Origin of the sequence: Marinobacter sp. DS40M6 (genome assembly GCF_028581595.1) — a bacterium.
Classification (GTDB): domain Bacteria; phylum Pseudomonadota; class Gammaproteobacteria; order Pseudomonadales; family Oleiphilaceae; genus Marinobacter; species Marinobacter salarius.
This window is the reverse complement of the sequence record NZ_JAFCAE010000002.1, coordinates 369,956-390,044: the sequence shown is the minus strand read 5'-3', so window position 1 is coordinate 390,044 and position 20,089 is coordinate 369,956. Positions and strand designations below refer to the sequence as shown.

Genomic DNA, 20,089 nt, shown 5'->3' with positions numbered 1-20,089 from the left:
CGTGCGATTGAATTCTGATGCCGTTCATCATAGGGGGTTGTAGGGCGGCCGTCAGGGAACTTTTCGTTACTTCCTATCAGTAGTGGCCACCAAGTCGTTCCGTGGCATGGAAGCATAAAGGAATCTGCTCCATGTATATCGTAACCAATAGAACCGTCGATGAAAGCAAACACACAGAGAGTGAGGCCTTTGGCAGTAAACCCATTGAAGGCCCCAACGAGTTGCGGCTGGCGGAGGCATCCCGCCGGCGAAACCGCTGGCATATTGATATCCTGCCTGACCAGATCACACCGCAAATGGCGAAGAGTGTCGATCTTAATCCCGACAATACCTACCCGGCGAGCGCCTACGTGGCCCGCAAACTGATCGAGAGATCCGGCCACGGCGCTGGTGCGCGCCCGAACGGAAGAAACCTGCTGTTGTTTGTTCATGGTTACAACAACGATATGACTGATGTGCTTGATCGTGCCGAAAGGCTGGAGCAGAACTTCGGCGTTGAAGTCATTGTGTTCAGTTGGCCCGCCAATGGTGGAGGGTTGCACGGCGTGCTCAGCTACAAGAGCGACAAGCGGGACGCCCTCGCCTCGGTAGGGGCATTCAATCGCGTGCTGGAGAAGCTGGAAGCCCTGGTGAGCGACTTTCATGCGCAGTACGTGATGGATCTGGAGGCGCGTGCGGAAGCCCGGTTTGCAGACAACGCCGCCGCGTGGGACCGCTACTTTGCGAAGGAAGTCGAGAAGCACTGCCCGTTCACTGTGAATCTGATGTTGCACAGCATGGGGAACTATCTCTACAAGCATTTGCTCGGGAGTTCGGTGTACAGCGGAGATCGGCTGTTGTTCGATAACGTTGTGATGGTGGCCGCGGACACCAATAATGAGAACCACGCCGAGTGGGTGGACCGAATTCCCTACCGCAATCGTCTCTATATCACCATCAACGAAAACGACGGAGCACTAAAGGCCTCACGCCTGAAAATGGGCGAACAGCAGAAAGCCCGGCTTGGCCATTACCTGCGCCGGCTGGATTCCAGGGTGGCGACCTATATCGACGTTACCAGCCAGCCTCATGTCGGGGATTCCCACGCCTACTTTGAGGAGTCGCCGTTAAAGAACGCGAAAGTTCTGGATTTCTTCAAAGCATCGTTGAATGGAAAAGTGGCTGAGAAGCCGACTCGTTATGATCCGTCACGAAACGTTCACCGATTGTGATTGCGGATTTCAGTTAACCCCAAATCGCCGCTCTCGCTCAAACCGGAAGAATCCGTCCCGTTCCTCAAGGGCAATGGTTTTGGCAGAGCGCCCGAAGTGTTCTGCACGCAAATCGTCCAGCGCTTTATCCAGTTGATCTCCGGAATAGCGCCGGGCAAGTTGGTTTCGTTCGGCCATGTAGGCTTTGCCATTTTGCCAGCGTTCGTTGCGTTGCTGGTCCTGCTTTGAAAGGCGGCTGATGGCTTCTTCCGGATAGCCCATCTGGCGGCGCAGACTGTTGATGCGTTCCTGGCGAGCGTCTGCCGATAAGGTGTGGAGGTGGCTCTGAACAGCGTCGAGGCTGAACAGGGTGCGAGCCATCACGTCCGGGCCAATAAGCCGTCGGGCCATATCGTTGTTGTAAAGTTGTTCTACGGAGGTTTTAAGCTGGTGCGCGGTTTCTTCCGGGGTGATTTCGTGGGCTTGGTCCAGTCGCTGCAGTTCCGCCTGAAAGGCGTCCTGATTCGCATGCATGGGAGACTCCCGCTCGCCCCATATACGGCTGGCCTCGTCACCGAACAGTGCCTCCCGTTTTTCCCAGAGCGCTGTCTGGCGTTCGAGCATGGGCATGCCCTGCAACAGCAGCCGGTTGTCTTCCAGCCATTGCTCGTACGCGGAGAGCTTTGCAAGGTCTTCATTGCTCAGGGCTGATGGCCCCTGGGATTGGGCCGGCGGTGATGTAGCTGGTTGGCCGGGCAGCACCGGAGTGGACGAGGTCTCGGACGTCAAAGGCTGTACGGGCGTCGTCGACAGGCTAAGGATAAAGCCGGCCGTGCCCAGAATCACCACGGCCAGCCCTGCAAGCCAAAGGGATGTTTTCACAAAGTATTTTCCTGTTCACCGGTTGTCAGGGAGCCTTTCAACGTCGTTGACGGCCCCCTGGTTGAGTTACAGCAAAGGCTGGAGTTTCGGCCAGATCAACTCTGCGATCTTTTGGGAGCCACTATCGGCCGGGTGTATGCCATCGAAGATGATGTCGCTCTCCGTCACCACCTGTCTTGGGTCCACGAAGGTACAGTCGAGAGTGGAATATTCGCAGGCCCTGGCGAGGATTTTGTTGCCGTAGTCGACCGCCTGTTTCATGCTTTTAAGACGGAAAAGGCCGTTCTTGGTGTAGTAGTAACCCACCAGCACGCCGTTCTCCACGCCCGCATCGGACAATTCGTTCAGATAGTTCACGCCGTCCACATACAGATCATCGATCAGATCCTTGCACTTGCTGCTGAGGCGGCCGAACTGATACCACTGGGTTTTGCAGTTGTATGGGTCAAGGGCAATCGCCGGAATAAGGATGTCGTTACCGCCGCCATTACCAACCATGGTGCGGATGTCGGGATTGTCCTCCTGTGCGGTGGCGAACTGCTCGACAACAGAGGGCGCGAGGAACCCACCGGTGAGTTCGGCGCCGGAGACCGTGTAGCGGCGGAAGGTTTCCCCGGCTTTGGCTTCCAGTTCGTCCTGGATCTTGCCGGACAGGGCGAAGATTGAGTCGCCCAGGAATATCACCTGGTCGTTGTCCGCATCAGAGACCTGGGGATTGCTGAGCAGTTGTCCCAGCTGGCCGCAGCCTGTCATAGCCATGGCCATCGCAGTGACCGCCAGGAGTCGAAACAGGGAATGGCCTTTGGAGGAGGTGTCTCTTTCGTCACAGTGTCGGATCTTGTTCATTATTGTGTCTCCGTTGTTGGGGATGAATGGTGCCTGGCGAGGCACCATTCATTCGCAACTTGCACAAATTGTGATCAGCGCAACAGGTCGGAAGTGGCTGTTTTTTTGTCTTTTTCGGCGGGATGAGCTGGAGTGTGACTGGCCTCTCGAAACGATGTGTTCGCTTTTGACCGGCAGGTTATGGTCTGGAGTGATCGGTGAGCTCATTCAGCAATTCAGAAGCACCCCAGGTTTTTTCCGTTTCCTCCCGTTGATGCATCAGTCGCACGAGTTTGCGGTTGACCGGTGCGTCCGTACCCAGCTTTTCCGCCAGTTTCACCACTTCGCCATTGATCCAGTCAATTTCGGTTGGGCGCCCGGCCTGGAGGTCTTCCCACATGGAGGAACGTGCAACAGGATCGATGGTGAGCATCCGTTTGGCTAGTCGGGTAAACAGCCAATCTGGTAGTGACATCACGGAAGGAATCAGTTTGGTAGGCAGGCCTGTGAGTTTTACCGTGGGTATGCCTGCCGATTTAAGGAGCTCTAGCGTCTCTCTCTGAGCCATTGCCAGGCAGCGGCGATAGTCCCTTTGCGAGAGCTCTTCCAGCAGCGGAACGCCAGAAAGGGCGTTGACCGGGTTATTCAGATTGAGTAACAGCTTGGACCACATCACCGATTCGATATCGCGCCGCAGTTCCAGGGGGAGCCCGGCATGCTCAAACCAGGGCAGGGCCGGTTGCAGTGACGGGTGCCGGTCGGCCATCAGGTGGCCCTGAGTGCCTTGATGGAAATGCCCCGGCTCCTGTTGCAGCACGTTGAATGGAACCATCCCGGCCAATACGTTGGCGTTGGGCATAGCGGCCTGGAGGTGCTCTGCGTTGGAGATTCCGTTTTGCAGGCTGACCACCGGTATGCCCTTGCTCACCCAGGGCGCGAGCTGTTTGCCGGCTTCGGAGGTGGCGGCGGATTTGACCGTTACCAGCACAAGATCGGCGTTGCCTGCCGCCTCGGCAGAGGTCACATACTGATGCTCGGCCAACTGGCTGTGGAAGCGAAACCCTTCATAGTCAGTGACCGTCAGTGGGGAGGTTCGAAGGCGCTCCTGCATGGTCTTTCGGCCCACCATGACCACGTTCACACCGGAAGAAAGCAGCCTGCCTCCGAGGTAACAGCCGATACTGCCAGCGCCAAATATAACGACCTTGAAAGAACTCTGCGTCACGGGCTTTGCCTTATTGTTTTCCCAAATAGTGGAAGGGCTGCCCGCGAGAGTCAACTATCAGGCGGAGCTACGGGTCGAGATGATCTTTCCCGCTAACGACAGTGCCCGGCGATTTTTCTCTCAACTTGAGGGTTGAACACTGCAGTGGTGAGTCCGTATAACGGACCTTTATCCCAATAACAGGAGGCTGTCATGCCTGAACAAAGAACCGTTGTGATTACCGGGGCCAATCGCGGCATCGGGCTTGAGTTGGCCCGTCACTATGCAGGTGAAGGCTGTGACGTGATTGGCGTATGTCGGGAAGCGTCTCCCGAGCTCAAGGAGGTGGCGACTCGAGTCATTGAATCTGTTGACGTCACCACGGCAAGTGGACTTCAGTCATTGATTGACGGCGTGAAGGGCCAGTCGATCGACCTGCTGATCAATAATGCCGGCCTGCTGCAGGATGAAAAACTGGGCAGCATTGATTTCGATTCCATTCGTACCCAGATGGAAATCAACGCTTACGCGCCATTGAGGGTGGCGGAAGCGCTGGTGTCCCAGATACCTTACGGCGGTAAGATTGCCAACATCACCAGCCGGATGGGCTCCATCGCGGACAACGACTCTGGCGGCCGCTATGGCTATCGTGCGTCCAAGGCGGCGCTGAACGCCTTTGGCAAGTCCCTGGCGATGGACCTTAAGCCAAAGGGCATTGCGGTGGCCCAGCTCCATCCCGGTTATGTGCAAACCCGTATGGTGAATTTCGGCGGACTGATTACGCCCGAGGAGTCAGCAAAGGGCTTGGCGGCGAGAATCGAGGGCCTTAACCTGGAAAACACGGGCTCCTTCTGGCACAGCAATGGTGAGGAACTGCCCTGGTAATAACTTGCCAGGGGGCCTCGCTCAGTGGCATAGGTGGCTGACAAAGCTGGAGACCGGTGGATGCCGGGCAATCGTCTCGGGGCAGATAACCACCAGTTCCTTGGCAAGCCCGGGATCGCTGACGGGGATGGCTCGCAGGGTGCCTGCTCGCACTTCGTCAGTGACCGAAGCCGCCAACACCAGCGAAATACCCACCCCCGCCTTGACCGCCTGCTTTACAGCTTCGGTACTGCCCAGTTGCATCGATACCTCCGGAAAAGGCCCGTCGTCGCCAAAGAAATTAGCCAATAAACGGCCAGTGCCGGTCCCTGGCTCGCCGCCCAGCAGCGTCATTCCTGCCAGGGCTTCCCGGTTGATCTGCGTCATATCGGCACAGGGGTGGCCAGGCGGCACAATCAACACCACTGGCTCCTGTTTCCAGTCACGGGCCTGGAAGCCGGGCTTGGGGTGCCACCACTCCATGACTGCGATATCCAATTCGCCGCTGGTGAGCTGTCGTGCGATGGCGGGGTTATTGTCGATCACCAGATCCACGTGCGGAGAGGTCTTCCGGTCCATGAAGGAGCGAACGTGAGGCTGCAGCATGTAGATACCGATGTTGGAGCTGGCACCTACCCGCAGACTTGTTCCCGTGACCGCCTCCCGCGCGCGTTGGTCCAGGCGTAACATGCTTAGGGCGAACGGCATCAGCGCCTGGGCCGCCCTGGTGGGTTCGCAACCGGACTTGCCGCGTTGGATCAATAATACGTCCAGCTGCTCCTCCAGTTTCTGAATGTGCTGGGATAGGGTGGGCTGGGCGATGCCGAGGTGATTGGCGGCGGCCTGGAAACTGCGGTGCTGAACGAGGGTGATAAAACTCTTGAGCCAGACCAGGTTCAGCATACTGTTCCCTTGGGTTCGAGCGGTGAGTTGACCGCGTCCTGGGGCTGATGGCCTCTGAGCGCCTGAAGGATGTTGTCGGCTGCCCGCTGTTCGATGGCAAATCTCACGTCCCTGACGGCCGAGCCCGTGTGTGCGGTGAACAGGGTGTTCGGGTGGGCCAGCAGTGCCGGATCAATCCGCTGCGGGCGGTCCGGTCTGGCCCAGTCTTCCATTTCAAACACGTCCGCCGCGTAGCCACCCAGATGTCCGTACGTCAGCGATTGCAGAACGGCTGCCTCGTCCACGACGGAACCCCGGCAGGGATTGATTAGAAAACTACCGCGTTTCATCTGGCGCAGGCGGTCAGCGTTGAGCGTGTGCAGGGTATGTTCATTAAGCGCCAGGGCCAGTATGACGATGTCGGATTCGGCCAGCAGGTCATCAAGCTCTGATCTGGAAAGGCCCAGGGCGTCTTCTTCGGCAGCCGGTAGGCTTTCCGGTTGTGAGTACAGTATTCGTGCGCCCCAGCCCTGGAGCCGTGTAGCCACGGCTTTGCCGATGGCTCCCATGCCCACAATACCAATGGTCGAGCCTTCAATGCCGAGGCCATAGAATTGAGGCTGCCAGCCCTGGAATTCTCCGGAACGGACGAACTGGTCTGCTGGCCGGATCTGGCGAATCAGGCCTATGGTTAATCCAACGGTGAGTTCGGCGGTGGGCACGGTCAGCAAATCGGGCACGAAGGTCAGCCAGACTCCGTGACGGGTGCAGGCGTCCACGTCAAAGTTATCGAATCCCTTCAGGGCAGCGCCGATCACTTTCAGGTCGGGGCAGGCCACCAGAAATTCCTCGCTAACGCGATCTGGCATAAACGCCATCATGGCATCGGCCGTAGCCGCGCGAGCTCTCACCGAATCCGGTGGCAGGGTGACGGCAGACTGGTTAGTGATCAGCTCGCAGTGGGGCTCCAGGCTGGCAAGTATACTGTCGTGGACCCGGTGAGTGATGACAACTCTTGGTTTCATTCGCTGTCCTTATTTGAATGTCTTACGGAGGTGGCCGCTCAGGCTGTCCACCATCGTTACCATCAGCAGTATGACAATGAGGATGGCACTGACTTCCTGATACTGCATGATGCGCAACGACCCCATGAGCTCGAAGCCGATACCGCCGGCACCGACCATGCCCATGACGGTGGAGGCGCGAAAGTTGTATTCCCAGCGATAGATAGACACATCGGCAAACTGTGGTAGCACCTGCGGCAGAACCGCGTGCCAGAGTACTTGCAAACGCGTAGCTCCGGAGGCATCAGCGGCCTCAACGGGGGCTTCATCCACATGCTCTATGGCTTCTGCGAAGAACTTGCCGACCATACCGATTGAATGCAGGCCAAGGGCCAGTACCCCTGGCAGTGCGCCAAAACCCACGGCCGCGACGAAAATAATGCCCATGATGAGTTCCGGTACGGAACGCAGGCCGTTCAGCAGGGTGCGGGTCAGGTGAAACACAGCAGGGTGGGGCGTGGTGTTTCGGGCCGCCAGAAAAGCCAGGGGCACAGAGGCCGAAACCGCAATCGCGGTGCCGGCGATGCTCATCGCCAGTGTGTCCAGCAGGGGCGACATCCAGTCCATCACATTGGTGAAATCAGGTGGTAGTGACTCTCGCAACAGGGTGGCGATCGCGGGGACGCCGTTAGCAAGGGTGCGGAAGTCGAGCAGGTTCACGTACCAGCTGGCGAAAAAGACCACCGCCAGTACCAGGCCTGCCTGCCAAAGCTTGCTCCGCCAGCCCCGTGCGTGTTCGTCCAGCACGGAAGCCGACGGAGCCGGCGACAGGGCCGCCGGTTCCGTCGTCGTGTGAGTCATAAAGCCTCTTACATCTTCGCGAAATCAAGGTTGAGCAGGCCGCCCATCTTGCGGATCACGTCGTAGTCGGAATCCTCGATAGCGGCAAACCCCTCGGCCTTAAGGTTGTTCAGGATTTCTTTGTCATTAATGCTGATGAAGGCGTCGCGTATCTTTGCCTTGAGGTCCGGGTTCAGGTTTGACCGCATGGCCCACGGATACTGTGGGAACTCGCCGCTGTAGCCAAGAATCCGGACGTTATCGCGATCAATCAGGCCGCGGTCCATGACATGCTGGAAGATGACTTCCGACAGGCCGCCGGCCTCAGCGTTGCCGTTGGCCACGTTCACCGCAACGGAATCGTGGCTGCCGACGAAGTGGGCTTCATAGTCCCTGTCTGCTTCCAGTCCGGCAGATTCAAGCAGCACCGTTTTGGGGATGAGGTGGCTTGAGGTGGAGGCGCGATCGCCATAGGCCATTTTCTTGCCCTTGATATCGTCATAGGACTTCACGCCCGAGTCCGCATTGGCGATGAGGATGGAACGGTACGTGGGTTTGCCGTCTACAATCATGGCGGCGAAAGGCTCGATGTCGCTTTTACTCTTCGCCATCACGTAGGACAGTGGGCCGAAATAGCCAAGGTCGATACGGCCGAAGCGCATGGCTTCGATCATGGACGAATAGTCCGTTGTGACGATCAGTTCCACTTCTTTCCCGAGGGTGCTTTCCAGGTAGTCTTTCAGAGGCTGGTTGCGCTTGATCAGTTCAGAGGCATTTTCATCGGGGAGCAGGGCGACCTTCAGCAGATCCGGGTTGGGGTCTGCTGCGGAGGCCTGCATGTTCATTCCCATCATCAGGCAGAGCACTAACACGAGGTTGAATAACGGTTTCATTGGGCGATCTCCAGTTGCTTGGTGGGATGGTTCGATGGTTGAGGGTGGGAGGGCTGCGCGGCGGTCTTGCCGGGGTCGGAAACTGCAACGCTCGCGCTGTGGTAGATCTCATCAAGATGGTGTTGCTCCAGCTTTGCCGGTTCCGCATCGAATACGATCCGGGCGTTTGCCAGGCCGATGATGCGATCGGCAAACCGCCGGGCGTACTCCAGCTGGTGCAGTGACATTACGGCGGTGATACCGTCCTCCCGGCAGATATCGCGCAAGAGTGTGAGTACCCGTTCGGACGTTGCGGGGTCCAGACTGGCGACAGGCTCATCCGCGAGGATCATGGACGGCTGTTGCGCCAGGGCGCGGGCGATACCCACCCGTTGTTGTTGGCCGCCAGACAGTTGATCCACCCGCGCAAGGGCCTTTTCACCAAGACCAACACGCTCCAGGCAACGCAAGGCGTACTCCAGTTCCGCCCTCGGTAGGGGAAACAGGCTGCGCCACGTACTGTGGTAGGCAAGCCGGCCTGTGAGTACATTCTGGAGCGCGGTATGTCGTTCGATGAGTTGGTGGTGCTGAAAGACCATGGCAGTTCTACATCGGTGCCGGCGGACCGTCCTGCTGGTCTTCAGGGTGCCGAACTCAGCCGAGATCACCGTGCCGGTGGTGGGTTGCACCAGATGATTGAGTGAACGCAGAAGGGTCGATTTGCCCGCGCCCGAAAGGCCGAGTAGTACCGTAAACTCACCTTTGTGGAACTCGACGGTGGTAGGTCGCAGCGCCAGGACGTTGCCGGGGTATGTTACTCCCATGTCCTCGATGCGGAGCATCATATCGGGGGAATGCACAGACGGCATGGAATCACCTTTTGCAATACATAAGCTCGCTTTATTGCGAGTTACAATGCAACGGTAATCCTTGAGGGTGACAAAACAGTGTCAGGTAGGTGACAGGTCAATGACGAAATTATGAAGGGGCAATAAAAAAAGGCAGCCGAAGCTGCCTTTTTCAAACGTGCTGACTGTTATTTAAACAGCAACAACGTTCTCTGCCTGAGGGCCTTTCTGGCCGTCAGTTACGGTGAACTCAACCTGCTGGCCTTCTGCCAGGGTCTTGAATCCGCCGCCTTGAATAGCGCTGTAGTGAACGAATACGTCAGGGCCGCTTTCACGAGTGATGAAACCAAAGCCTTTTGCTTCGTTGAAAAACTTAACAGTACCGGTAGTAGTCGACATAATCATAATCCTGAAATCGATAATTTAATGTGCCGCCAGACCATCTTGAACGATGACTGATCAGCGTTGTGCGGAAACAAAAAACGCGCGGAATCAAAAACAGGACGGACAACTACCAAAACAACAGAGATGCGTCTTATTCGTGAAATGCTGTGCTAAATCTTTCCTACGAAACGAACTTTACTCCTATGTCCCCGGAATTGCCAAGTTTATTTGTAGGCATTTACCGATGCGATCCAAAATCAAAACAATTACTCTGAGAGTCAGAGGCCCGTTATTTGGGAAATTGCCGTTTGGAACGAGGGTGAACTCATGAAATACATCTTCGAGGTTCGCATACGAGAAGGGCACACGGCAGAGGAATACGCCGATGCCTGGGTTCGTGCCAGCGAGATCATCCAGCAGGCGCCGGGCGCGCGCGGAACAGAGCTGCACCGGAAAATTGGTGACCCGAATGTGCTGATTGCCATCGCCAGTTGGGACAGCAAAGAGCAGCGGGATGCCATGGAAGGGCAGCATAACCCGGAAGTGGCCCGAATCATCCGCAGCGCCGCGCCATTTTGCGAAATTACGCCGCTTGGCGAATTCGAGGACCCTGAGTGGGTAGTTATGCCGCCTGGCAAGCGAGGTAGATGAGTGGCCATGGCTCGAAAACGCCCGCAGATCCCATCCACGGCCGCATTGGGATTCCAGGCCGGCATTGGTGTGGTGGGGCTGCTGGCGATTTTTCTGTTCGGTATACCGGTTCAGTACGATGGTTTGAGCTTTGGCTCGGTCGTTCTATGGGGAGTGGCCGGCAGTGTGGCAACGTACGTCGTGATCATGATGCTGACCTGGCTTCCGGGCCGGCTTCGTGACTCTCTGGAATCCCAACTGGAGCAGTTGCATCGTTTCGCCTGCGAGTATTCCTGGTCGGTGCTGGTAGCCTTGGCAGTCTTCGCAGGAGTCGGTGAAGAATTGCTGTTCCGCGGGGCGATCCAGGGTTGGCTGGCCCAACACACCCACGATGCGGTTGCGATAGTCGCTGCGTCGGTGCTGTTTGGCATGGTGCATTATCTTTCGTTCACCTACTTTCTATTGGCGACCGGGTTGGGAGTGGTGTTGGGAGTAGCGTATGCACTGACGGACAGCCTGCTGCTGGTAATGGTCTGGCATGGTGTTTACGACATGATTGCGCTGTACTGTCTGCGTCGGTTTCCGGAATGGTTTGGGGTGCGGGTTGGATAAACCAGAAACACATCGTCTGTTCTTCGGGTTGGAAATCCCCGATTCGGTGAAGCAGCGTCTGGTGTCAATTCAGCAACCGGTTGCAGGGGCGCGCTGGCAGCGACCGGATCAGTTGCATCTTACGCTGGTATTTCTCGGTAGTGTGGCCAGGCAGCGGTTGCCAGATGTATGTGATGCTGCCCGAAACCTGCCAGTTGGACAATTTGATCTCACCGTTTGCGGCCTGGGCTGCTTCGGCCGACCGGACTTTCCAAAAAATCTGTGGGCCGGAGTTCAGCCAGCGGATAAACTGGCTGAGCTTCACGAGGTGCTTAACCAGAGTCTGTGCATGCCTGGGTTTGAGCAGGAAAAACGCCCGTTCTGCCCACATATCACGTTGGCTCGTTTCAAGAGGCAGCGTGGGTCAGTCGCCGAATTGCTTGAGTCTCAGGAACGACAACCTATAGGGACCTTTTCGGTGGGCGGGATCGCGTTGTTTGAAAGCACACAGGGGGCTCATGGGTCTGTCTATCAGATCATTGAACGGTTTCCCCTCGCCGGAAATCCCGAGAGACTTTGCCGCTAACACGATGTAAGGGGAGTCAAATGTTCCACTACGAAACCGAACCAAGATTCAGCGACACCGACGCACTTGGCCATATCAATAACACGGTTTACCCGGTCTGGTTTGAGCAGGCGAGAACACCGGTGTTCCGTATATTCCATCCTTCCCTGGAGCCGAAAGGCTGGCCACTGATTCTCGCCCGCATGGAAATTGATCTCAAAGCCCAGTGTTACTGGGCCACGCCTGTTAAGGTGCGGTCCGGAATTGGCAAAGTCGGCAACTCTTCCTTCGAGGTAATCCAGGAAGCTTGGCAAAATGGTGTTTTGGTTGCGCGTGGCGTTACCGTGCTGATTCATTTCGACTACGAGACTCAAAAGTCGGTCCCCATCCCTGAAGCGGTTCGTAGCGAGCTTGCAGTGCATACTTTTGAGGCATAAACCGCTGGATTGCCAACCACAGTTCCGGAGACAACGTGGACACGCTTAACAATAACGAAGTGGAACGGATTTTTTCATCGGCACCGTTTGTTGCAGATATTGGTCTGGAACTGGTGTCTATCAAAACCGGTGAATGTCGCTCCCGTCTGGTACTGGCGGAACGGCATCTGCAGCAGGACGGTTTCGTGCACTTCGGGGTGCAGGCTACGGTGGCGGATCATACGGCCGGTGCTGCCGGTGCCTCCGCTGTTAAATCCGGGCAGATGGTCCTGACATCGGATTTCTCGCTGAAGCTGCTGCGGTCAGCCAGCGGGACACATATCGAGTGTGTCGCCACTGTGCTCAAGGCAGGCTCCACGTTAACCGTGGTAGAGTCTGAGGTGTACTGTGGCAAGGCCGGCGACATGAGGCTTGTCTCCAAGGCAACGGTGACACTGGCCATTGTCAGCCCCAAAAACAGGTGAGGTGGCGTGCAGTGAAAGACATTTTTCGAAAGCTGTTCTGGCCCATTCTCTGTTTTTTCGAGAAAGGTGGAAGCGTCGAGGGTTATCGTCAGTCGCATCGTAAAATACTGCTGGTGGTCGGTTTCCTGTTCCTGGTTCTGTCCGGGGTGTCGCTTTTCTTTTCAATCTTCGCGGAAACCTTCAGCGCTTTGTTACCTATTGTGCTGTTTTTCGTGATCAGTCTCGTCTGTTTCGTGGTAGGACTGCTGGGCAGCGATAGTGCTGTAGCCCGGATCTGGGGCACCCGATAGGCCATGGGCCCCACCATTCCGCCGGAAAGCTTTATCGACCTGCTGCTGGACGCACTCTGCGTTGTAGATCGCGATGGCTACGTTCGCTACGTCAGCGCAGCCAGTGAGCGGGTATTTGGTTATCTGCCGGAGGAAATGATTGGACGGCGAATCCTGGATTTTGTTCATCCGGAGGACCTTGAGAAAACGCGCCAGGCTGTCAAAGAAATCCTGCGGGGAGAGCTGAAGCCGTACTTTGAGAACCGTTACATCCGCAAGGATGGCTCAACAGCCCATATCATGTGGTCTGCCCGTTGGTCTGAAAAGGAACAGATCCGCGTGGCGGTCGCCCGTGACGTGACCCAGCGCAAGCGGGCCGAGGCTATGCAGGCCGCCATGTATGCCATATCGGACGCAGCGAACAGTTCGGATAGCCTGCCTGCCATGTTCCGGCGAATTCACCAGGTTGTGGAAGGCCTGATGTCAGCGCCTGCTTTTATGGTGGCGCTCGTGGATACGCAGGGCGGTGAGTTGTACTTTCCCTATAATGCCGACCGTCATGAGACGGGAACCCCCGGTTTCTCTCAGGATATCGGTTCTCTCTGTGAACAGGTCATCCGTTCCGCCAGGGCTCTGTTGCTGACGCCCGGAAGCAGCGTGGCTTTTTCGCCTCAGGCGATCGATACCTCGCACGTTGAGGTACGTCACCACTGGCTGGGTGTGCCTCTGAAATCATCCCAGGGTGTGTTCGGCGCGATTGCCGTACAAAGGCAATCAAAGAGTGCGTGTTACACGGACGAAGACAGAGAGCTGTTGGAGTTTGTCGGCATACAGGTTGCCGCCGCGGTGGAGCGTAAGCAAATGCAAGCGCAATTGGAGCATATGGCCAGGTACGACCAGCTGACGGAATTGCCGAACCGTAGCCTGGTCCTGGACCGGATTCAGACAGCGCTTGCGCGTGCAGCCAGGGAAGTCGGCTTTCTGGCGATACTGTACCTCGATCTGGATGACTTCAAGCAGGTCAACGATACCTACGGACACGCCGTCGGAGATCAGGTCTTGCAGGAAATGGCTCGCCGATTGGTGCAGGGGGTTCGGGCCGCAGATACGGTTGGTCGGCTGGGTGGCGATGAGTTCATCGTGCTGCTTGATGGAATTGAACAGCCAAGTGACGCGGACAGTGTTGCTGAAAAATTGCGGGCAACTCTCAGTGAACCCTACGAGTTGCCGATGGCATCCCTGACATTGATTCCAAGTATTGGTGTGGCTGTCTATCCCGAACACGGGGACAACCATGAAGCACTGATTCGCTACGCAGACAGCGCCATGTACCGGATGAAAAAAGGAAGACCGGATCCGGTTTCCTGAACGTTTGCGTGTTACTCCCCGGCTCGTTTCCTGGCTTCGAAGTTTTCAAGCTCAACGTTGATGGCGTTGGTCGAAATCACGATTTCGTACAGCGAATACAACAATGAGACCGACAGTAATATCAGGCTGATGCCGAACGCGATGGCCCCTGCAAGCTGAGCTCCCACAAACAGAACAAACATGGACATGGTGCAGACAAAAAAGCTGAGTACACCGTAAGCCTGCATCCGTTTAGTCAGCAAAATGCGTTTGCGCAGCATGCTGATCTGGCGGGCGATAAGGGCATGGTCTTCTTCCGTATCCATTTGCTTAAGCTGGCGTATCAATTGCGCTAGAACAAGAAAGCGATTGGTGTAGGCCAGCAGCAACAGTGAAATGGCGGGAAACAGAAGGGCGGGGGTGGTCAGTGTCAACGTCGACTCCTTGATCTGCACGGACAGGTTTGACCAATATAGCAGGCTTTGTCGGTTGCTGTAGCCCCATCTCATGCTTGGCACTTTGGCGCGGCTTCCAGGATTCATCACGGTGGTGTTGACGTTTTTGGTTGTGCCAGTGTCGTATTGGTTCAACCTGATAACTGAAAACAGGGTCACATTAGAGCTATCGACAACCCGGTAGGGGGAGATAGCAATGGCCGTTAAATTTGAGCAAGCACTTCTGGATTATCCGCAGCAACGGGCGGGCGCCGCCCGCCAGCCTGACAGTGTTGACCAGTCCGACCGTCGGGTTCCCATTAACCTGCGCCAGTCCGGCCCCACGCCGGTGGAGATGTTGATCTCCACCCGTGTACGCAAGTCGCCATACTGGCACCTGGCGTACGAAGCTGGATGCTGGCGGGCGACCGTTTACAACCGTATGTATCACCCCCGGGGCTATGTCCGTCCGGAAGATGGCGGCGCCATGGTGGAATACGAGTCGCTGATACATGACGTCACCATGTGGAATGTCGCCGTAGAGCGCCAGATTCAGGTAAAGGGGCCGGACGCGGAACGCTTCGTGAACTATGTGATTACTCGAGATGCCACCAAGATAAAACCTATGCGTGGCAAGTACGTCATCTTGTGCAATGAAGAGGGCGGCATTCTCAATGACCCGGTTCTGCTTCGTGTTGCCGAGGACGAGTTCTGGTTCTCCCTTTCCGATAGCGACCTGGAATTCTGGTTGCGGGGCGTCAACATCGGGATGGGCTTCAACGTCACCATCGCGGAAATCGATGTAGCACCGGTGCAGATCCAGGGTCCCAAATCTGAGGCGCTCATGGCTGACCTGTTCGGTGAGCGCGTGAAGGAGATTCCGTACTATGGCTTGATGGAGGGCCAGGTGGCCGGTCATGACGTGATTATCTCCCAAACCGGTTTTACCGGTGAGAAGGGTTACGAGATTTACCTCAAGGAAGCCACCAAATACGCCGAAGACCTCTGGTACACCGTGCTTGCCGCCGGTGAGGCCCACAATCTGAGAGTGATTGCGCCGGCGCATCACCGCCGAATTGCTGCCGGTATCCTTTCCTGGGGCCAGGATGTGGATCAGGAAACCCTGCCATTCCAGTGCAACCTGGCGTATCAGGTGCCTCGCAACAAGGACGCGGATTACATCGGTAAGCAGAAGCTCGAGAAAGTCCGCGAGCAACTGGACGCTGGCCGACCGCCTTTCAGTCACATCATGGTGGGTATCCGTTTTGGCGGTGGCCAGGTAACCGACTATGCCAACGACTTCTGGCTGGTCAGCGGACCAGAAGGCGGCGAGCCAGAGGGCTATGTTACCTCGCCCTGGTATTCGCCCGAGCTGGAAACCAATATTGGCTTGGCCTATGTGCCGTTTGACCTGCGTGCTGTTGGCACCCGCCTGACGGTCCACCTGCCGGTGGAATACGCCGCTACGGATGGCTCAACGGCTGTCGAGGCGGAAGTGGTGGAAGTTCCGTTCCGGCCTTCGGTGAACCCCAACGCCCGCGAGAGGGCACGGGCGAAGGGAATCGACTTCGCGGACTAGCAATGCAGTGGGGCAGACGGCGGTGGCCGTCGCCTGCCCGATGCAAGCAGGTATCAATGGGGTGCGTGATTCATGAAACTGGTGAGTGATAAACAGCCGTTCAGTGCCCATGACGCGGAAGCCACCGCACGGATGCAGGCCCTGGTACGTTGGGCGTCCATTGAGGCAACACCCCGCCAGATACTGGCACAGGAGCATTTGCCGGATTTGCTGCCGCGGGGCACCTGTGTCTACGTGCCTTTTCTGCCAAAAGGCCAGTTCAGCGATACCCTGCGGGCATGCCGACATCTGCTGAGCGTTGGCATGCAGCCGATTCCTCACGTACCCGCACGTATGGCCGAGAGCCGCGGGCAACTTCGGGACTGGCTCTCGCAACTGAATGAAAGCGGCGTTGACCGTTTACTGCTGATTGCCGGCGACAGCGATGCGATCGCCGGCCCTTTTCCAGATACCCTGGCCGTTCTGGAATCTGGCTTGCTGGCCCAGTTCCAATTCCATGGTATCGGTGTGGCAGCCCATCCGGACGGGCATCCCATGGCGGACCGGGCAACACTCATCCAGGCCCTTGGTATCAAACGCGAATACGCGCGCACGACGTCCACGCGGCTCTGGGTGGTCACCCAGTTCACCTTTGACGCCAACGTGGTCATCGACTGGCTGCAAAGCCTCGGCAGCATCCTGGAAGAGGTGCCGGTATACATTGGCATGGCCGGCCCGACACGGGTGAAAACGCTCATTGCCTATGCGGCTCAATGCGGAGTGGGAGCATCGGCCCGCCTGATGCTGCGACGCCCTGGCAGCGCCAAACTGTTGCGTGCGTGGTCGCCGGACGGAATGGTGCGCGCGCTTGTCCAGTATTGCCTGGACAACCCGGATACTTTGCTACGGGGCATTCATCTTTTCCCATTCGGTGGCCTGCGCCAATCGGCGCAATGGATTCAAGAACACAGTGGGTCCATTGAGGACCAGAGAGGTCAGTTCCATGAGTCTTCAGTACAGTAAGCTGACACCCGCAACACCACCGGAAGCTGACTTTCCGCCGCCGGGCACTCCTGACATTGAGATCGCTCGCTCGGTCCAGCCTCAGTCTATTCTGCTGCTGGCCCAGCAGCGTTTCGGTCTGCCAGGGGAGAGTCTGGTGCCGTTCGGCCACTACAAGGCCAAACTGGATATGGCCTATGTGGATACCTCAGATAGTGCGCCCCGGGGCAAGCTGGTACTGGTGACCGCCATAACGCCCACGCCAGCGGGGGAGGGCAAGACCACCACCAGTGTGGGATTGAACGACGGTTTCAATCGCCTGGGCGTGCGTTCGTCCGTGTGCCTGCGGGAGCCCTCCCTGGGCCCCTGTTTCGGCATGAAAGGGGGCGCAGCCGGCGGTGGCCGCGCGCAGGTGATTCCGATGGAAGACATCAATCTGCATTTCAACGGTGACTTCCACGCCATCACCACGGCCCATAATCTGCTGGCGTCGTTGATCGACAACCACATTCACTGGGGTAATGAAACTGGCCTGGACCCTCGTTATGTGAGCTGGCGGAGGGTGATGGATCTTACCGACCGATCCCTGCGCAACATGGTGTGCGGACTTGGTGGTGCGGCCCATGGCGTGCCCCGGGAAACCGGGTTCGATATTACGGTGTCCTCCGAGATCATGGCGATCCTGTGCCTGGCGGACGGTCGGGCGGACCTCAAGCAGCGGCTGGGCAATATCATTATCGGCAGGCGCTCTGATATGACTCCGGTGACCGTTCGTGACCTGGGTGTGGAAGGGTCGTTAACCGTGCTTCTGAAAGAAGCGCTGCAGCCTAATCTGGTCCAGAGTTTGGAGCACAACCCGGTGTTTATCCACGGTGGGCCGTTTGCCAATATCGCCCATGGCTGCAACTCCGTGACCGCCACCCGTGCGGCTCTGGCACTGAACGATGTGGTCGTCACCGAGGCGGGATTTGGCGCCGACCTGGGGGCGGAAAAGTTCATAGATATCAAGTGCCGGCAAACAGGCTTGCGGCCAGACGCCGCCGTGGTTGTCTGTACCATTAGAGCACTCAAGATGCAGGGTGGGGTCCCTCGCAGCCAGCTCTCCGTTCCCGACCTTGCTGCTTTGAGGGCCGGTGCCGCCAACCTGGAGCGACACGTTCGTAATCTGCAGCAGTTCGGACTGACGCCAGTGGTGTGCATCAACCGTTTCCCAGACGATACCGAGGAGGAAATGTCGCTGGTGCAGTCCATCAGTGAGTCGCTGGGTGTGCGAGCTGTGCCTGCCGACCACTGGGCCATGGGTGGTGAGGGTGCCACCGAACTGGCCCAGGCGGTGCTTGATCAGATGGACGAAGGCACACCTGAGGTGAACTTTCTCTATGAAGACGGCCTGCCGCTGGCGGATAAAATCCGCACTATCGCCACGCGTATCTACCACGCCGGTAGCGTGGAATTCACCACGGTGGCGAAGCGGCAGCTGGAGGAATACGAAAGCCTGGGGTTTGGCCACCTGCCAGTATGTATTGCCAAGACTCAGTACAGCTTTTCGGCGGACTCGTCGGTGAAGGGAGCGCCGTCCGGCCATATGCTTCCGGTAAGGGAAGTGCGCCTGGCAGCTGGCGCCGGCTTTGTGGTGGCGGTGTGTGGTGACATCATGACCATGCCCGGTTTGCCACGCCATCCCGCGGCACTGGACATTGCTCTGGATGAAAACGGCCTGGTGGTGGGGTTAACCTGACCCGGTGTTCTCGAAAATGCCATAGGTCGGCTCAGACCGGGCGCGCCTCAATGCCTGCAGAGAGGAAGACGGCAGGCTGGCCATGGAATCGGTAAAAACCGCGCTGGAAGAGCCCTGGGAATAAATTTCCATTCGCTCGTGTTTGGGCGCTCGCCCCATGGTCTTGCGATAGCATCGGCTGAAGTGGGTGGCGGACACGAACCCACACATGGAGGCGATTTCCACAATCGAGCAGGATGTCTGCTTGAGCAATCGGCGTGCCCGGTTAAGGCGCACCCGCAGGTAATAGCGCGAAGGCGTGCAGCCCGTGTGCTTGAGGAACAACCGTTCCAGTTGCCGCCGCGAAATGCCGGCCAGTGTTGCCAGCTCCTTCAGTTCGATGGGCTCTTCGATATTGGCCTCCATCAACTGGGCCGCCTCCGCCAGTTTGGGTTGGGCGCACGCCAGTCGCGGGTGCATGGGCATCGGTTGCTGTTCACTTTCCTCGCGCACCCGGTCGCACACAAACATGTGGGATATTGCATTACTGAGCTCCTGGCCGTGACGCCTTGCTAGAAAGCTGAGCATCATGTGCATGGGGACGGTACCACCGGTACAGGTCATGCGTTCCCGCTCGACGGTGAACAGGCGGTTGTTGGTCTGTACCCGTGGGAAACCCTCCTGCATGGCCTCCAGGCATTCCCAATGGGCGCTACAGGCATGACCGTCGAGAAGGCCTGCGCTGGCCAGGACATAGGGGCCAGTGCAGACCGCCCCAAGGAGGACGTGGCGACGCGCCATCTGCTTCAACCAGACGACCTCTTTGCGGGAAAAACTCCGGGTAACATCAATACCGGCCACCACGATCACCAGGTCAAACCGGTGCTCTTCCTGGATCGACCCGTCGGGCAGCATGGTAATGCCATCGCTGGCACGGGCAGGTTCGCCTTCGGCGGTAAGCAGCTTCCAGGAATAGAGTTCAGTACCGGCCAATTGGTTGGCCATGCGCAGTGGCTCAACGGCCGTGGCGAGGGCAATCAGGGTGAAATTATCGATCAGCAGGAAGCCGACCCGATAGGGCTCTTGGGCGGGCCTGTCTGTGTGTGAGCCTGTGTCAGCGGTCATGGTAAACCCCCTTGCCCCGCCTGGGCCTGTCGCGGCAATGTCTGGCTGTCACACCAATTGTATTACCTCAACCTGAACACTAGTTGTTGCCTTCTGATAGTGCAATAAGTGATCAGTTCCAATGTGATCTCATTCTATGCTGGCGGCCCGGTAGC

The 20,089-nt window shown here is 57.4% G+C and carries 23 protein-coding genes; 12 read left to right on the top strand and 11 right to left on the bottom strand.

Annotated features, from left to right (window positions below; all coding sequences use genetic code 11):
- Positions 1-131 precede the first annotated feature (131 nt).
- The gene (locus JJO78_RS05765) at positions 132-1,211 is read left to right on the top strand and encodes an alpha/beta hydrolase (protein ID WP_036204418.1); all 1,080 of its coding nucleotides are present in this window, start codon (positions 132-134) and stop codon (positions 1,209-1,211) included.
- A 9-nt stretch (positions 1,212-1,220) separates the two neighbouring features.
- Here JJO78_RS05765 and JJO78_RS05760 read toward each other — a convergent pair whose 3' ends face one another.
- The 3 genes from JJO78_RS05760 to JJO78_RS05750 form a co-directional block, all read right to left on the bottom strand.
- Positions 1,221-2,072 (bottom strand): lipase secretion chaperone, encoded by an 852-nt coding sequence (locus JJO78_RS05760; RefSeq protein WP_075195892.1) that lies wholly within the window; start codon positions 2,070-2,072, stop codon positions 1,221-1,223.
- 66 nt (positions 2,073-2,138) lie between these two features.
- Positions 2,139-2,918: an SGNH/GDSL hydrolase family protein gene (locus JJO78_RS05755; protein ID WP_036204420.1), complete on the bottom strand. Its 780-nt coding sequence runs from the start codon at positions 2,916-2,918 to the stop codon at positions 2,139-2,141.
- A 178-nt stretch (positions 2,919-3,096) separates the two neighbouring features.
- Entirely contained in the window at positions 3,097-4,122 is a 1,026-nt protein-coding gene (locus JJO78_RS05750; protein WP_075195891.1) for a 2-dehydropantoate 2-reductase, read from the bottom strand.
- A 192-nt stretch (positions 4,123-4,314) separates the two neighbouring features.
- Between JJO78_RS05750 and JJO78_RS05745 the strand changes: the two genes are divergently transcribed.
- Positions 4,315-4,986 (top strand): SDR family oxidoreductase, encoded by a 672-nt coding sequence (locus JJO78_RS05745; RefSeq protein ID WP_075195890.1) that lies wholly within the window; start codon positions 4,315-4,317, stop codon positions 4,984-4,986.
- A 21-nt stretch (positions 4,987-5,007) separates the two neighbouring features.
- Here the strand turns inward: JJO78_RS05745 and JJO78_RS05740 are convergent, their stop codons facing one another.
- The 6 genes from JJO78_RS05740 to JJO78_RS05715 all read right to left on the bottom strand — a co-directional run bounded on the left by JJO78_RS05740 (position 5,008) and on the right by JJO78_RS05715 (position 9,810).
- The gene (locus JJO78_RS05740; protein WP_075195889.1) at positions 5,008-5,868 is read right to left on the bottom strand and encodes a LysR family transcriptional regulator; all 861 of its coding nucleotides are present in this window, start codon (positions 5,866-5,868) and stop codon (positions 5,008-5,010) included.
- A complete protein-coding gene (locus tag JJO78_RS05735) occupies positions 5,862-6,872 on the bottom strand; it encodes a phosphonate dehydrogenase (RefSeq protein WP_075195888.1) in 1,011 nt (336 codons plus the stop codon). The genes JJO78_RS05740 and JJO78_RS05735 overlap by 7 nt, the downstream gene beginning before the upstream one ends.
- A gap of 9 nt (positions 6,873-6,881) precedes the next feature.
- Entirely contained in the window at positions 6,882-7,712 is an 831-nt protein-coding gene (phnE, locus tag JJO78_RS05730; RefSeq protein ID WP_075195887.1) for a phosphonate ABC transporter, permease protein PhnE, read from the bottom strand.
- Positions 7,713-7,720: 8 nt separating this feature from the next.
- A complete protein-coding gene (gene phnD / locus JJO78_RS05725) occupies positions 7,721-8,584 on the bottom strand; it encodes a phosphate/phosphite/phosphonate ABC transporter substrate-binding protein (protein WP_036204430.1) in 864 nt (287 codons plus the stop codon).
- The gene (gene phnC, locus JJO78_RS05720) at positions 8,581-9,432 is read right to left on the bottom strand and encodes a phosphonate ABC transporter ATP-binding protein (RefSeq protein ID WP_075195886.1); all 852 of its coding nucleotides are present in this window, start codon (positions 9,430-9,432) and stop codon (positions 8,581-8,583) included. Before phnC ends, phnD begins: the two co-directional genes overlap by 4 nt.
- 171 nt (positions 9,433-9,603) lie before the next feature.
- Positions 9,604-9,810, bottom strand: a complete 207-nt coding sequence (locus tag JJO78_RS05715) for a cold-shock protein (RefSeq protein ID WP_007151952.1) — start codon at positions 9,808-9,810, stop codon at positions 9,604-9,606.
- Positions 9,811-10,122: 312 nt separating this feature from the next.
- Here JJO78_RS05715 and JJO78_RS05710 point away from each other — a divergent pair, with 312 nt between their 5' ends.
- The 7 genes from JJO78_RS05710 to JJO78_RS05680 are packed head-to-tail and all read left to right on the top strand — an operon-like array spanning position 10,123 to position 14,119.
- Entirely contained in the window at positions 10,123-10,446 is a 324-nt protein-coding gene (locus JJO78_RS05710; protein WP_036204434.1) for an antibiotic biosynthesis monooxygenase family protein, read from the top strand.
- A 6-nt stretch (positions 10,447-10,452) separates the two neighbouring features.
- The gene (locus JJO78_RS05705) at positions 10,453-11,037 is read left to right on the top strand and encodes a CPBP family intramembrane glutamic endopeptidase (RefSeq protein ID WP_177190601.1); all 585 of its coding nucleotides are present in this window, start codon (positions 10,453-10,455) and stop codon (positions 11,035-11,037) included.
- Positions 11,030-11,602 (top strand): RNA 2',3'-cyclic phosphodiesterase, encoded by a 573-nt coding sequence (thpR, locus tag JJO78_RS05700; protein ID WP_075195885.1) that lies wholly within the window; start codon positions 11,030-11,032, stop codon positions 11,600-11,602. Before JJO78_RS05705 ends, thpR begins: the two co-directional genes overlap by 8 nt.
- A 20-nt stretch (positions 11,603-11,622) precedes the next feature.
- Positions 11,623-12,018 carry an acyl-CoA thioesterase gene (locus tag JJO78_RS05695; protein WP_036204438.1) on the top strand — a complete coding sequence of 132 codons (396 nt, stop codon included), beginning with the start codon at positions 11,623-11,625 and terminating at the stop codon, positions 12,016-12,018.
- Between the two features lie 35 nt (positions 12,019-12,053).
- Positions 12,054-12,482: a PaaI family thioesterase gene (locus JJO78_RS05690; RefSeq protein WP_041335346.1), complete on the top strand. Its 429-nt coding sequence runs from the start codon at positions 12,054-12,056 to the stop codon at positions 12,480-12,482.
- An 11-nt stretch (positions 12,483-12,493) separates the two neighbouring features.
- Entirely contained in the window at positions 12,494-12,772 is a 279-nt protein-coding gene (locus tag JJO78_RS05685; protein WP_075195884.1) for a hypothetical protein, read from the top strand.
- Positions 12,773-12,775: 3 nt separating this feature from the next.
- Positions 12,776-14,119, top strand: coding sequence for a diguanylate cyclase domain-containing protein (locus tag JJO78_RS05680; RefSeq protein ID WP_036204444.1), 1,344 nt, complete (start codon positions 12,776-12,778; stop codon positions 14,117-14,119).
- An 11-nt stretch (positions 14,120-14,130) separates the two neighbouring features.
- Here the strand turns inward: JJO78_RS05680 and JJO78_RS05675 are convergent, their stop codons facing one another.
- Positions 14,131-14,532, bottom strand: a complete 402-nt coding sequence (locus tag JJO78_RS05675; protein WP_036205745.1) for a DUF2721 domain-containing protein — start codon at positions 14,530-14,532, stop codon at positions 14,131-14,133.
- Between the two features lie 217 nt (positions 14,533-14,749).
- Between JJO78_RS05675 and JJO78_RS05670 the strand changes: the two genes are divergently transcribed.
- The 3 genes from JJO78_RS05670 to JJO78_RS05660 all read left to right on the top strand — a co-directional run bounded on the left by JJO78_RS05670 (position 14,750) and on the right by JJO78_RS05660 (position 18,830).
- The gene (locus JJO78_RS05670; protein ID WP_036204446.1) at positions 14,750-16,111 is read left to right on the top strand and encodes a glycine cleavage T C-terminal barrel domain-containing protein; all 1,362 of its coding nucleotides are present in this window, start codon (positions 14,750-14,752) and stop codon (positions 16,109-16,111) included.
- Positions 16,112-16,183: 72 nt separating this feature from the next.
- Complete coding sequence (locus tag JJO78_RS05665) at positions 16,184-17,113, top strand: methylenetetrahydrofolate reductase (RefSeq protein ID WP_075195883.1); 930 nt, start codon at positions 16,184-16,186, stop codon at positions 17,111-17,113.
- On the top strand, positions 17,094-18,830 hold the full coding sequence (locus tag JJO78_RS05660; protein WP_075195882.1) for a formate--tetrahydrofolate ligase: 1,737 nt from the start codon (positions 17,094-17,096) through the stop codon (positions 18,828-18,830). The genes JJO78_RS05665 and JJO78_RS05660 overlap by 20 nt, the downstream gene beginning before the upstream one ends.
- Here the strand turns inward: JJO78_RS05660 and JJO78_RS05655 are convergent.
- Positions 18,822-19,934: a GlxA family transcriptional regulator gene (locus JJO78_RS05655; RefSeq protein WP_036204452.1), complete on the bottom strand. Its 1,113-nt coding sequence runs from the start codon at positions 19,932-19,934 to the stop codon at positions 18,822-18,824. The two genes, JJO78_RS05660 and JJO78_RS05655, sit on opposite strands and share 9 nt — an antisense overlap.
- Positions 19,935-20,089: the final 155 nt, after the last annotated feature.